Below are 12,834 nucleotides of genomic sequence, written 5' to 3'. Positions count from 1 at the left end.
TCCCTGAGGTGCGAGCGGAGCGAGCCTCGAAGGGTGTCCGACCACTCCGATACCCTCGGAACGTGGCAGAAACAACGGAGTCGGAGCGCCCGGCGACCGAGCAATCGGGACCCGAGGGAGACCTCCGCGAGCAGTGGACCGCACTCGCCGAGGAGATCCGCGAGCATCAGTTCCGCTACTACGTGAAAGATTCGCCGGTCATCACCGACGGGGAGTTCGACGCGCTCCTGCGCCGTCTGCAGGACCTCGAGGAACGTCACCCCGAGCTCGCAACCCCCGATTCGCCGACCAAGCTGGTCGGCGGCGGTTTCTCCACCGCATTCTCCCCGGTCGACCATCTCGAGCGGATGATGTCGCTGGACAACGTCTTCGACTACGACGAGATGACCTCGTGGGTGGAGCGGGTCAACTCCGATGCCGGCGTCGCGGCCGAGTTCCTCTGCGAACTCAAGATCGACGGCGTTGCGCTGGCCCTGGTGTATCGCAACGGTGTCCTGGAACGAGGCGTCACCCGCGGCGACGGGCGCACCGGCGAGGACGTCTCGCTCAACGCCCGCACCATCGAGGACATCCCGCAGCGCCTCACCGCATCCGACGAGTACCCGATCCCGGACGTCCTCGAGGTGCGCGGCGAGGTGTTCTTCCGGGTCGAGGATTTCGAGGCGCTCAACGCGTCCCTGGTGGCCGACGGCAAGCCCCCATTCGCCAATCCCCGAAACTCGGCGGCCGGCTCGCTACGGCAGAAGAATCCGCAGGTCACGGCCCGTCGCAAGCTGCGGATGATCTGCCACGGCATCGGCCACACCGAGGGCTGGCGACCGGCATCGCTGCACGATGCCTATCTCGCGCTGGGTGCGTGGGGGCTGCCGGTGTCGACGCACACCACCAAGGCGTCGGGCGCCGCCGAGATCCTGGACAAGATCTCCTACTGGGGCGAACACCGCCACGACGTCGAGCACGAGATCGACGGCATCGTGGTCAAGGTCGACGACTTCACCCTGCAGCGCCGCCTCGGTTCCACCTCGCGGGCACCGCGCTGGGCGATCGCCTACAAGTACCCGCCGGAAGAGGCCACCACCAAGCTGCGCGACATCCAGGTCGGCGTCGGCCGCACCGGCCGCGTCACGCCTTTCGCGGTCCTCGAACCGGTTCTCGTGGCCGGCTCCACCGTCTCTCGCGCGACCCTCCACAACGGCTCGGAGGTCAAGCGCAAGGGCGTGCTCATCGGAGACACGGTGACCATCCGCAAGGCCGGCGACGTGATCCCCGAGGTGCTCGGGCCGGTCGTCGACCTGCGCGACGGCTCCGAGGTCGAGTTCGAGATGCCCGAACGCTGTCCGGAATGCGGTACGCCGCTGCGCCCCGAGAAGGAATCCGACGTCGACGTCCGGTGCCCGAACCAGGAGAGTTGCCCGGCTCAGTTGCGGGAGCGGCTCTTTCATCTCGCCGGCCGCGGTTCCTTCGACATCGAGGCGCTCGGGTACGAGGCTGCGACAGCACTGCTGTCGGCGAAGGTGATCCGCAACGAGGGCGACCTGTTCTCCATCACTGCCGACGACCTCGCCCGTACAGAGCTGTTCACGACCAAGGCCGGCGCGTTGTCGGCGAACGGCAAACGCCTGCTGGCCAACCTCGACAAGGCCAAGGATGTGGCGTTGTGGCGAGTGCTGGTGGGGCTGTCGATCCGGCACGTCGGTCCCACTGCTGCGCGGGCACTGGCAACCGAATTCGGTTCGCTGGAGGCCATCGAATCGGCCGACGTCGAACAGTTGGCGAATGTCGAGGGCCTCGGTATGACCCTCGCGCAGTCGATCCACGACTGGTTCACCGTCGACTGGCATCGTGAGATCGTCGACAAGTGGCGCGCAGCAGGCGTTTCCATGGAGGATGAGCGCGACGACTCGATCGCGCGGACGCTCGAGGGCAAGACCATCGTCGTGACCGGATCGCTGGTGGACTTCTCCCGCGACGGCGCGAAAGAGGCAATCCTGCAGCGCGGCGGCAAGGCGTCGGGCTCGGTGTCGAAGAAGACCGACTACGTGGTCGTCGGCGATTCGCCGGGAAGCAAGGCCGACAAGGCCGAACAGCTCGGCGTCCCGGTCCTCGACGAGGACGCGTTCAAGCGACTGCTGGAGACCGGCAGTCCCGACTAGACGCACTCCCGGGGGAGCGCTCGACGTACCCGTTGCTCCCTGACGCGAACGAAGCGCACGACCCTCCGCTGCCTGATCAAGGCCTGGTGAGACACCACGGCCCACCTGACCACCGGTCGACGTCGACCCGACCGGCAGACTTCGATCGACGTCTGCCGGTCGAGTTGAGGTTCGGCAGTCGGGGGCGAGCAAGGTCGCAGTCGCCGGCAATAGGTTTCGCCTGGCGAAACCTATTGCTGATCGTCGGCCGTCGATCCCCGAGCAGCGCTATCCGTTGAGCGCCTTGTCGAACGCGCGGTACGCCCGTGGGTCGAAGAGTACAAAGCGGATCTCGGTCAGCGCGGTGTCCGCGGACCGGACCGTGTCGACGGCCCGGCGTGCGCCGTCGTCCATCGGCCAGCCGTAGACGCCGGTCGAGATCGCCGGGAAGCCGATCGTCGTCGCACCCAATTCGTCTGCCACACGCAAGGATTCGCGGTAACACGAGACCAGGAACTCGGACCGGTCCTCGTCGTAGGAGTGCACGGGTCCGACGGTGTGGATGACCCACCGTGCATCCAGATCGCCCGCGGTGGTGGCGACCGCCTCGCCGACGGGGAGTCCTCGTTTGTACTGACCGGCCCGCAGTTCTCTGCACTCGGCGAGGATCGTCGGGCCGCCACGACGGTGGATGGCGCCGTCGACCCCGCCTCCGCCGAGGAGTGTCGAATTCGCGGCGTTGACGATGGCGTCGACCGACTGGAGGGTGATGTCTCCCTGCACGAGTGTGATGGAGGTCATGGCTCCATCATCGCGCTATTCGTCGGCGCGCAACACCGTACTGACGATGCCTGCCAGGTAGCCGAGCCGGGCGACCTCCGAGGGGCGGAAGTCGGGTCCGCCGATGCGGCCGAGTAGAACGGCCTTCTCGTTGGAGCCGATGGGTGCGGCGGCGAGGCGGGTGTCCATCTCCTGCCAGGCACCCGGTACCCAGTCGCCCTCGGCGTCGAGCTGCGCCGCATGTTCCAGCGGAAGCCAATCAGCCCTGGTGAGCGGGGTTTCCGGGGCGCCGGACGAACCGAACAGCTGGAGCACGCCGCCGCTGGCCTTGGTGATGACCATGGCCCAGGACACCCGCAGCACGCGCGGGGCGTTGTCGACGAGGACCTGAAGACGATCGTTGCGGGACGCGGTGGCGACCTGGTCGACGAGCTCGAGCTCGCGGTGCGTGTCGAGCACACCGGCGTACGGGCGGATCGAGTCGACGCGAACACCGTTGACCTTCTCCGCGGCCGTGATCAGGCTGTCGGGCAACGAACCCGGCGGGACCTCCACGACGAGATCGTCGACGGCGTAGCCGTTGCCGCGTTCGACCACTTCGAGAGACAGGATGTCCGCACCGACCGAACCGAGCTGCACGGCGAGCACGCCGAGACTGCCGGGACGGTCCTCGAGGTAGACGCGCAACAGGTAAGACACGTGGGTCATTCTCGCACTCGTGAGGATCGGGCGCGCACCGCCGGGGGAGGGGCGGACCGAGTCGGGCGTGCAAACGGTGGCTGGGGTGAGCCGGGTCGGCGCGTTCCCATAGGCTGGAGAGGCACATCTGCGTCGCTTCGGCGTCGCGGTGGGCGACATGGCCGTGCAAGTGATGGTGAGAAAGGACGCTGACGGTGGCTGGCGAACCGAAGTCCATATCGCGTGAAGAGGTTGCGCACCTGGCGCGATTGTCGCGACTGGCGCTGAGCGAGGACGAACTCGATGTCTACGCCGAGCAGCTGGACTCCATCCTGACTCACGTCGCGTCCGTGTCGGAGGTGGCCGCCGACGACGTACCCGGCACCGCGCACCCGGCCGAGCTCGCCAACGTGCTGCGCCCCGACGTCGTCGTGCCCGGTCTGACCACCGACGCCGCACTGTCCGGTGCGCCGGCCGTCGAGCAGGACCGTTTCGCCGTTCCGCAGATCCTGGGAGAAGAGCAGTGAGCCCCGCGTCGCACGCCGCAACGCCTCGTCCCGCCGGTGACCTGACCGGTCTGTCCGCCGCCGAACTCGCCACCAAGATCGCGACCCGCGAGGTCAGCTCGGTGGAGGTCACGCAGGCCCACCTCGACCGCATCGCCGAGGTCGACGGCGAGCTCGGAGCCTTCCTGCACGTCAGCGGTGCCGAGGCGCTCGTCGCGGCCAAAACCGCCGATGATGCGATCGCCTCGGGCGACACCGTGTCGTCGCTCGCCGGTGTGCCGATCGCGCTCAAGGACGTCTTCACCACCACCGACGCCCCCACCACGTGCGGTTCCAAGATCCTCGAGGGCTGGGTTCCGCCCTACGACGCCGCGGTCACCGAACGTCTCCGTGCCGCGGGGATCCCGATCCTCGGCAAGACCAACATGGACGAGTTCGCCATGGGCAGCTCGACCGAGAACTCCGCCTACCAGCTGACCCGAAACCCCTGGGACCCCACCAAGATCCCGGGTGGCTCGGGTGGCGGCAGCGCCGCGGCACTGGCTGCGTACGAGGCGCCGCTCGCCATCGGCACCGACACCGGTGGCTCCATCCGCCAGCCGGCGGCGGTCACCGCGACCGTCGGCGTCAAGCCCACCTACGGCACCGTCTCGCGCTACGGACTCGTTGCCTGCGCGTCGTCGCTGGACCAGGGCGGCCCGTGTGGCCGTACGGTTCTCGACACCGCGATGCTGCACGAGGTCATCGCCGGGCACGACCCGCGTGACTCGACCTCCATCAACGTCCCGGTGCCCGACGTGGTCGCCGCGGCCCGCGAAGGCGCCGAGCAGGATCTCAAGGGCGTCAAGGTCGGCGTCGTCAAAGAGCTGCAGGGCGAGGGCTACCAGTCCGGCGTTCTCGACTCGTTCCACGAGGCCGTCAAGCTCCTGGAGGAGCGCGGTGCCGAGGTCGTCGAGGTCAGCTGCCCGCACTTCACCTACGCGCTCGGCGCCTACTACTTGATCCTCCCGTCGGAGGTGTCGTCGAACCTCGCACGCTTCGACGCCATGCGGTACGGCCTGCGCGTCGGAGACGACGGTTCGCATTCGGCCGACGAGGTCATGGCCCTGTCCCGCGAGGCCGGCTTCGGCCCAGAGGTCAAGCGCCGCATCATGATCGGCACCTACGCACTCTCGTCGGGCTACTACGACGCCTACTACGGCCAGGCCCAGAAGGTCCGCACGCTGATCTCGCGTGACTTCACCACTGCCTTCGAGAAGGTCGACGTGCTGATCTCGCCGACCACGCCGACCACCGCTTTCCCGATCGGGGAGAAGGTCGACGACCCGCTGGCGATGTACCTGTTCGACCTCTGCACCCTGCCGGTGAACCTGGCCGGGATCGGGTCGATGTCGGTGCCCTCGGGGCTGTCCAAGGACGATGGCATGCCCGTCGGCCTGCAGATCATGGCACCCGCACTCGCCGACGACCGGCTGTACCGGGTCGGCGCATCCTACGAAGCGGCCCGCGGCGCGATCATCTGACGCCTCCGTAAACCCACCCTTTATGGGCGAACCCACCACCGGTTCAGGTGGTGGGTTCGTCCATTTGTGGTGGGTTTGCGAGGTCACCGCGGCAAGTCGTCGACCGCACGCGCCTGCTCCACTCCGTAGCGATGACCGACGCCGGTGGGGCCGTCGAGTGCGGCCAGCAGGTCGACGCTGGTCTGCAGGAAGCTGACCCCCGGAAGCCACGGGACCAGGGGTACTTGCGGACCACCGAGCACGACCTTCGCGGGTTCGGCCGGGGGACGCCACAGCGAGCTCAGGGACCAGCGGACCACCGGATCGCTGCGATTGGCGACGACGACCCGCGGTGTCTCCGACACCGCAGCAACCGTCCCGGCCGGTGGTGCGGTCAGCACCGTCTCGGCGAGCAGTCCCGGGTGGTGGTTCTCGAGCCAGATCCGGGCGGCGTCGGCTCCGACCGCACCGAGGCTCTGGCCGTACAGCACCAGGCGGGGTCGGTCGGCTTCGGGCCGGCTCTCCAGGGTCCTCGCCAGTTCACGGACCAGCGCGATCGACGAGTCCGTCGCCGCCGCGTCGTCGGAGACGAAGGCCTTCCACGACGGGACGTCGGCGTAGGGGAGTGTCAGAATTCGGACGTCGCCGTCGAAGCGGTTGACGAAACCCGCCACCGCGGCCTGATCGACCCAGCCCGATCCGGTGGGGACGGCCACGATCACCGCCCGCGCCGTCAGTCCGTCCCCGGCCACCCACGACTGGACCAATCGTGTTGCCGGAGGAGTGAATTCCGGGGCCGAGAGTTCTCCGCGCAACAGCGTCCCGGATTCGGAGACGGCGACGGTCCGCGGCAGCGGTTGCGCCTCGTCGGCACCTGCAGAGGCGGGAGTGAGGAGACCCGCGGCGAGCGCGACCGCGGACGCCGCGATGACTGCGGTGACGCGGGGGACCAGCACGATCGCGGCAACGGCCGCGAGGGGTGCCAGTGTGGCCCCGACCCACCAGTCGGGGCCGGCCGGCGCCGCTCCGATCGCGGCACGGATCAGGTTCTGCCACCAGACCGCCAGTCCCGCACCGCCGGCCGCGACGAGCACGCCGATACCGAATATGACACGCCGGGTCTGCCGATCCGGTTGCCCTCGACGGCGAGACACCCTCCGCGCCAGCAACAATCCGACAATCGCACCCAACGCCGTGACACCGGTCGTCACGACCGCGGTCGTCAGCGCATCGCGCGGTAGCGTGCCGGGATAGAGGGCGACGAGGTATGCGACGACGACGCTGACCACGAGGACGGGGTGAGGCAGGTGTCGACCGATCCACGTCGACGATGCGGTGGGCGTGAACATCACGAGAGCTCCTCGGTATCGGTCTCGGTGCGGGGATTCCGGTCGACGAGTGCACGTTCGACCGTGGTGGACACCAGTTGCGGGATCGTTTCCTGTTGGGTCGGTGCGCCGCCGTACTGGCGCCAGGTGTTCCAGGCCAGACCGATCCGGGCAACGAACGCCGCGGCGTCGCACGCCGGGTTGCTGCACGAGCGCTGCATCGCGTCGGTCAGCATGCGGTCGAGGGCGAACCGTGCCCACGAGCCCAGCGGACGACCGTCCGCGGCGGCTGCGCGCAACAGGTCGTAGCCGAGATCATGTGTGCGGCAGAGAGGTGTGAACCGGTCGGGGAGCGGTACCGGGGACGAGCAGTCGCCTTCCGGGTCGACGGGCACACCCGACACGACGATCGGTGTGTAACCCATGTGCACGTCGAAGGTCGTGGGCAGGACGTCCATAGTCGCGGCCGGGGCCGGCCCCGTCAGCGTCACGACGGCGGCGGCGTACGGGTTGTCGGCGTCCTCCGGAGAGGGGACGACCTCTCCCGCAGTCGAACCGACGCCACCTGCGACCGCGTGCGCCGTCGACATCCACTGCCCGGCAATGAGAACGGTCAGTGTCAGTGCGGCCACCAGCCAGCGGAGCGGGTAGTGCGGGCGTCTGAGATCGGTCTGATCAGTGGGTCGAGAAGCGTTGTCCGAAGGCCATTTCCGAAGTGGTCCGGGAGGGTTCATGGACATTGACGCTAGGTAGCGCAACCACCTGGCCACATCGCTCCGACGGGCGGTTCCCGCTCATCGGTGGGGGTGGGGTCTCGGCGCCATGCCCCTACTCGGGAACGGGGGCATCTCCCCCGAAAGTATGAGGACGCCCGGTCCCCACCGGGCCTAGGGTGAACCTCATGTTCGGTTTACGCAAGCATCTGCGCGCGGCCGGCGGCGACTTCGTTGACTGGGCGTCCACCGCGCCCGTCGCCCAGGACCCCGCGGTGCGTGCCTATTTCTCCTCGCGGGTCAATTGCTTCTTCCTGGCCGTCGCCCTGATCATGTACTCGATCTCCTGGCCGACGCTGCCCGTGACACATTCCGTGCCCGCCTTCCTGCTGCCCCTCGTCTCGGCGTTCGCGGCACTGCCGATCGCGCTCGCCTGGTCGGCGCCGCTGGTCGGTTGGGCGATCTCGGTGGTCTCGGCACAGGTCATCGGCTTGATCGTGCCGACGCACGGCGGGTGGGAACTGACCATTCAGGTCACCCACTTCATCGAGTTGCTCGTGCTGACCTTCATGGTGATGCTCCGCTGCCCGCTGCGGTGGGTACCGGTGGTCTGGCTGACGACGTCCCTCGTCGTCGCCTACGCGGTTCACCCGGCGTGGATCGTCGGGATCTCGGTGCTCGCGGTGGTCGTGGCACTGCTTCGCGGACTGATGGCCTCACGACGACAACTCGCGGTCCGCACCAAACAGACCGAGGAGGCCGAGGCGGAGTCGGCGGTGCTGCAGGAGCGTGCACGCATCGCCCGCGACCTGCACGACGTGGTGGCACACCGGATGTCGATGGTCGTCGTCATGTCGCAGACCGCGCGGTATCGGATCGACGATGTGTCGCCCGCTGCGGCAGCCGAATTCGACGCCATCGCCGACGCCGCACGAACATCGCTCGACGAGGTACGGCAACTGCTCGGGGTGTTGCGGGTCGAGGGTGCCGAGAGTGTCGCGGCCCCCAATCCGGGTTTGGCGCAGATTGATTCGCTCGTCGCCGAGACCCGTCGGGCCGGCTCCGAGGTCACCCTGAACCGGGAGGTCGACGACGAGACGGTCGGAGAGTCGGCGGCGCTGGTGATCTACCGGATCATCCAGGAGTCGCTCGCCAACGCCACCCGGCACGCGCCGGGCAGCCGCACCCTGGTGAGCGTCACCTCGGGCGAAGGCGGCACCGTCGAGGTGGCCGTGGTCAATTCGGCCCCGACGGCCGAGCCCCTCGGGATCGGCGGCAACGGCGTCGGCATCCCCGGAATGCTCGAACGCGCGCAGGCAGTGGGTGGTTCGCTTCTCGCGGCACCGACGGTCGAGGGCGGGTTCGCGGTGCGCGCGCGTATCCCGGCGACACCGCCGCGCGACGGCGTCCTTCCCGACGCGGCCACCGCTGTCCGCACGCCGAAGGTCCCCTCGCCGGCCTCCGACCAGTAGCCTGTCAGGCGTGCCGATCAACGCGGAACCGCAACAAGCACAGGGCAGCTCCCGCCCGATCACGGTCGTGATCGCCGACGATCAGGCGATGGTGCGTCAGGGCTTCTCGGCTCTGCTCGCCGCCCAGCCGGACCTGTCCGTGCTCGGCGACGCCGCCGACGGCGTGGAGGCGGTCGAGGTGTGCAAGCGGGTGCGGCCCGACGTCGTCCTGATGGATGTGCGGATGCCGCGCAAAGACGGACTCTGGGCCGCCGAGCAGATCTTGTCGGCGGGCCTGGAACCGCCGACCCGCGTACTGATGCTCACCACCTTCGACATCGACGACTACGTCTACGAGGCGCTGCGGATCGGCGCGTCGGGGTTCCTGCTCAAAGATGCGCCGGCCGACGAACTCGTGCGTGCGGTGCGCGTGGTCGCCGCCGGTGAGGCGCTGCTCGCGCCGTCGATCACCAAGCGGCTCATCAACGAGGTGACCTCCCGGCGTCGACGCCCCGCCCGGAATCCGGCGTTGGAACACCTCACACCGCGGGAGCGGGAGGTGCTCGACCTGGTGGCCGACGGCAAATCGAACGCCGAGATCGGCGCCGACCTCTACGTCACCGAACAGACCGTCAAGACCCATGTGAGTAGTCTCCTGGGCAAGCTGCGCCTGCGGGACCGTGCGCAGGCGGTCGTCTTCGCCTACGAGAACGGCATCAAGTGAATTCGTGCTCAGCGGCGAGCACACCCGCGCACTAGATTGGGTGTGTTCGTCGCGTTCGAGAGGGAGGGTCTCACCACATGGCCAAGAGATTCGGCATTCTCACCTCCGGTGGTGACTGCCCCGGTCTGAACGCCGTCATCCGCGGTGCGGTGCTCAAGGGTGAAACCGTCTACGGCCACGAGTTCGTCGGCTTCAAGGACGGCTGGGCGGGTCTCGTCTACGGCGACATCATGGAGCTCAACCGCTCGACGGTCCGAGGTCTCTCCCACGAGGGCGGAACGATTCTCGGCACGAGCCGCTTCGGGCCCTACACCGAACCCGACGGTGGACCCGACAACATCAAGAATGTGCTCAAAAACCTAGGTATCGACGGGGTGATCGCGATCGGCGGCGACGGCACAGCCGCGGCGTCGAAGCGCCTGTTCGATGACGGCATCAACATCGTCGGCGTCCCCAAGACCATCGACAACGACATCGACGCCACCGACTACACGTTCGGGTTCAACACCGCCGTCGAGATCGCCACCGAGGCCATCGACCGCCTGCGCACCACCGGCAACTCGCACAAGCGGTGCATGGTGCTCGAGGTCATGGGTCGTCACGCCGGCTGGATCGCCCTGCACTCGGGTATCGCCGGCGGCGCGCACGTGATCCTGATCCCGGAGAACCCCGAGAGCCTGGACCAGATCTGCGCGTGGGTGACCAGCGTCAAGGCGCGCGGTCGTTCGCCGATGGTCGTCGTCGCCGAGGGGTTCAAGCTGCCCGAGATGACGGAGGCGTACTCCACCAAGGGCCTCGACGGCTTCAACCGTCCGCGGCTGGGCGGTGTCGGCGAGGTGCTGGCTCCTCTCATCGAGGAGCGCACCGGCATCGAGACGCGGGCCACCGTCCTCGGCCACATCCAGCGCGGCGGCGTGCCGTCGGCCTACGACCGTGTCCTCGCCACCCGCATGGGCATGGCGACCGCCGACCTGGTCGCTGAGAAGGGCTGGGGTCAGATGGTCGCCCTGCACGGCACCCGGATCGACCGGATCACCTTCGACGAGGCGCTCGGCGAGCTGAAGACCGTCCCGCAGGATCAGTACAAGGAGATCCGGGTCATCTTCGGCTAGATCGGGATCACGGCTGGACGGGGATCACCGGGGCCGGCTCGCGCGGGATGATGATCCACAGTGCCAGGTAGATGAGGACCTGCGGGCCGGGCAGCAGCATCGACAGCACGAACAGGACGCGGACCAGGGTGGGGTCCCAGCCCCAGCGTTCGGCGATGCCGCCGCAGACGCCGCCCAGCCAGGCGTTCGAACGGGAGCGCGTCAGTCGAGGGGCGGACGAAGCGGGTTGTGCGGTGGTCATCGGGGTCTCCTGCTGATCGAGGTGGTCGGTGAACTGATGTCTCCGACGGTAGGTCCGACGACCCGTTCTCGGCATCGGTGATCACCCTGAACGTTCCCCTGGGATACCGCCGCATAAACTGGCAGCCATGACTTCCGCCGCCGTCGAACTGTTGGAGTACGACGAGGTCATCGCCGCTTTCGATCCGGTGATGGGCCTCGAGGTGCACGTCGAGCTGGGTACCGCGACCAAGATGTTCTGCGGATGCCCCACCGACTTCGGCGCCGAGCCCAATACCCAGGTGTGCCCGGTGTGCATCGGCCTGCCCGGTTCGCTGCCGGTCGCCAACGCCAAGGCCGTCGAGTCCGCGATCCGCATCGGCCTGGCCCTGAACTGCTCGATCCGGCCGTCGAGCAAGTTCGCGCGGAAGAACTACTTCTACCCGGACCAGCCGAAGAACTACCAGATCTCGCAGTACGACGAGCCCACCTCCTACGACGGCTACCTCGACGTCCTGCTCGCCGACGGCACCACCTGGCGTGTGGAGATCGAGCGCGCGCACATGGAGGAGGACACCGGCAAGTCGCTGCACATCGGCGGCGCCACCGGCCGTATCCACGGTGCGAGCCACTCGCTGCTCGACTACAACCGTGCAGGCGTGCCGCTCGTCGAGATCGTCACCCGCCCCATCGTCGGTGCGGGCGACCGCGCACCCGAGGTCGCGCGTGCCTACGTGACCGCGCTGCGTGACCTGCTCAAGTCCCTTGACGTCTCGGACGTGCGCATGGACCAGGGTTCGATGCGCTGCGACGTGAACCTGTCCCTGATGGCCAAGGGCGCGAGCGAGTTCGGCACCCGTACCGAGACCAAGAACGTCAACTCGCTCAAGAGTGTCGAGGTCGCCGTCCGCTACGAGATGCGCCGTCAGGCCGCGATCCTGCAGGCCGGTGGCGAGATCGTGCAGGAGACCCGTCACTTCCACGAGACCGACGGCACCACCTCCGCGGGTCGCCGCAAGGAGACCGCCGAGGACTACCGCTACTTCCCGGAGCCCGATCTGCCTCCGGTCCAGCCGGATTCGGCGTGGATCGAGGAGTTGCGCGGCACACTGCCCGAGCTGCCGTGGCTGCGCCGTGCCCGCATCCAGGAGGAGTGGGGTGTCTCCGACGAGGTCATGCGCGACCTGGTCAACGTCGGCGCCGTCGACCTGATCATCGCCACCGTCGACGCCGGTGCCTCACCCGAGGCCGCCCGCGGCTGGTGGGTGTCCTTCCTTGCGCAGCAGGCCAATTCGCGCGGCGTCGAACTCGACGGTCTCGCCATCACGCCCGCTCAGGTCGCCGAGGTCATCGGACTCGTCGACGAGGGCAAGCTGACCACCAAGCTCGCCCAGCAGGTCGCCACCGCGGTCCTCGACGGTGAAGGCGAGCCGAAGCAGATCGTCGCCGACCGCGGCCTCGAGGTCGTCCGCGACGACTCGGCGCTGCAGAAGGCCGTCGACGACGCCCTCGCCGCCAACCCCGACATCGCCGAGAAGATCCGCGGCGGCAAGGTCCAGGCGGCAGGCAAGATCGTCGGCGACGTCATGAAGGCCACTCGCGGACAGGCCGACCCGGCGCGCGTCAAGGAACTCGTCCTCGAGGCCTGCAAGTAGCAAACCCCTCGCTGCCTGAGGTGCGAGGAGCGAT

General features: G+C 68.2%; 12 protein-coding genes. 7 read left to right on the top strand and 5 right to left on the bottom strand.

The window, feature by feature from the left end; translation table 11 throughout:
• Window positions 1-62: 62 nt before the first annotated feature.
• Entirely contained in the window at window positions 63-2,153 is a 2,091-nt protein-coding gene (ligA, locus tag OK17_RS17185) for an NAD-dependent DNA ligase LigA (protein ID WP_461418163.1), read from the top strand.
• A gap of 267 nt (window positions 2,154-2,420) precedes the next feature.
• On the opposite strand, the gene OK17_RS17180 is transcribed toward ligA, so the two are convergent.
• Together OK17_RS17180 and OK17_RS17175 are read right to left on the bottom strand one after the other, a co-directional pair.
• Window positions 2,421-2,933: an O-acetyl-ADP-ribose deacetylase gene (locus OK17_RS17180; RefSeq protein ID WP_461418162.1), complete on the bottom strand. Its 513-nt coding sequence runs from the start codon at window positions 2,931-2,933 to the stop codon at window positions 2,421-2,423.
• Between the two features lie 15 nt (window positions 2,934-2,948).
• Window positions 2,949-3,620 (bottom strand): ACT domain-containing protein, encoded by a 672-nt coding sequence (locus OK17_RS17175; RefSeq protein WP_232716129.1) that lies wholly within the window; start codon window positions 3,618-3,620, stop codon window positions 2,949-2,951.
• A 185-nt stretch (window positions 3,621-3,805) separates the two neighbouring features.
• On the opposite strand from OK17_RS17175, the gene gatC reads away from it, so the two are divergent.
• Together gatC and gatA are read left to right on the top strand one after the other, a co-directional pair.
• Window positions 3,806-4,117, top strand: a complete 312-nt coding sequence (gene gatC / locus OK17_RS17170; RefSeq protein ID WP_006865692.1) for an Asp-tRNA(Asn)/Glu-tRNA(Gln) amidotransferase subunit GatC — start codon at window positions 3,806-3,808, stop codon at window positions 4,115-4,117.
• On the top strand, window positions 4,114-5,619 hold the full coding sequence (gene gatA, locus OK17_RS17165; RefSeq protein ID WP_461418161.1) for an Asp-tRNA(Asn)/Glu-tRNA(Gln) amidotransferase subunit GatA: 1,506 nt from the start codon (window positions 4,114-4,116) through the stop codon (window positions 5,617-5,619). The genes gatC and gatA overlap by 4 nt, the downstream gene beginning before the upstream one ends.
• 83 nt (window positions 5,620-5,702) lie before the next feature.
• Here the strand turns inward: gatA and OK17_RS17160 are convergent, their stop codons facing one another.
• On the bottom strand, window positions 5,703-6,947 hold the full coding sequence (locus OK17_RS17160; protein WP_461418164.1) for an alpha/beta-hydrolase family protein: 1,245 nt from the start codon (window positions 6,945-6,947) through the stop codon (window positions 5,703-5,705).
• Window positions 6,947-7,558 carry a hypothetical protein gene (locus tag OK17_RS17155; RefSeq protein WP_461418160.1) on the bottom strand — a complete coding sequence of 204 codons (612 nt, stop codon included), beginning with the start codon at window positions 7,556-7,558 and terminating at the stop codon, window positions 6,947-6,949. Before OK17_RS17155 ends, OK17_RS17160 begins: the two co-directional genes overlap by 1 nt.
• Before the next feature lie 269 nt (window positions 7,559-7,827).
• Between OK17_RS17155 and OK17_RS17150 the strand changes: the two genes are divergently transcribed.
• The 3 genes from OK17_RS17150 (at window position 7,828) to OK17_RS17140 (ending at window position 10,926) form a co-directional block, all read left to right on the top strand.
• Window positions 7,828-9,111, top strand: coding sequence for a sensor histidine kinase (locus tag OK17_RS17150; protein ID WP_461418159.1), 1,284 nt, complete (start codon window positions 7,828-7,830; stop codon window positions 9,109-9,111).
• Window positions 9,112-9,121: 10 nt separating this feature from the next.
• Window positions 9,122-9,814: a response regulator gene (locus tag OK17_RS17145; RefSeq protein ID WP_461418158.1), complete on the top strand. Its 693-nt coding sequence runs from the start codon at window positions 9,122-9,124 to the stop codon at window positions 9,812-9,814.
• 77 nt (window positions 9,815-9,891) lie between these two features.
• Window positions 9,892-10,926, top strand: a complete 1,035-nt coding sequence (locus tag OK17_RS17140; protein WP_461418157.1) for a 6-phosphofructokinase — start codon at window positions 9,892-9,894, stop codon at window positions 10,924-10,926.
• A gap of 7 nt (window positions 10,927-10,933) precedes the next feature.
• On the opposite strand, the gene OK17_RS17135 is transcribed toward OK17_RS17140, so the two are convergent.
• Window positions 10,934-11,167 carry a PspC domain-containing protein gene (locus OK17_RS17135; protein ID WP_006865699.1) on the bottom strand — a complete coding sequence of 78 codons (234 nt, stop codon included), beginning with the start codon at window positions 11,165-11,167 and terminating at the stop codon, window positions 10,934-10,936.
• A 127-nt stretch (window positions 11,168-11,294) separates the two neighbouring features.
• Here OK17_RS17135 and gatB point away from each other — a divergent pair, with 127 nt between their 5' ends.
• The gene (gatB, locus tag OK17_RS17130; protein WP_461418155.1) at window positions 11,295-12,800 is read left to right on the top strand and encodes an Asp-tRNA(Asn)/Glu-tRNA(Gln) amidotransferase subunit GatB; all 1,506 of its coding nucleotides are present in this window, start codon (window positions 11,295-11,297) and stop codon (window positions 12,798-12,800) included.
• Window positions 12,801-12,834: the final 34 nt, after the last annotated feature.

The sequence above is a fragment of the Gordonia sp. GN26 genome (assembly GCF_054823965.1).
This window is presented reverse-complemented; position numbering and strand designations above follow the sequence as displayed.

Bases quoted from the DNA above. Each gene is read 5' to 3' on its own strand.
- OK17_RS17135 (WP_006865699.1), bottom strand. From the start codon at position 11,167: ATGACCACCGCACAACCCGCTTCGTCCGCCCCTCGACTGACGCGCTCC.
- OK17_RS17160 (WP_461418164.1), bottom strand. From the start codon at position 6,947: ATGTTCACGCCCACCGCATCGTCGACGTGGATCGGTCGACACCTGCCT.
- gatB (WP_461418155.1), top strand. From the start codon at position 11,295: ATGACTTCCGCCGCCGTCGAACTGTTGGAGTACGACGAGGTCATCGCC.
- OK17_RS17150 (WP_461418159.1), top strand. From the start codon at position 7,828: ATGTTCGGTTTACGCAAGCATCTGCGCGCGGCCGGCGGCGACTTCGTT.
- OK17_RS17180 (WP_461418162.1), bottom strand. From the start codon at position 2,933: ATGACCTCCATCACACTCGTGCAGGGAGACATCACCCTCCAGTCGGTC.
- OK17_RS17175 (WP_232716129.1), bottom strand. From the start codon at position 3,620: ATGACCCACGTGTCTTACCTGTTGCGCGTCTACCTCGAGGACCGTCCC.
- OK17_RS17140 (WP_461418157.1), top strand. From the start codon at position 9,892: ATGGCCAAGAGATTCGGCATTCTCACCTCCGGTGGTGACTGCCCCGGT.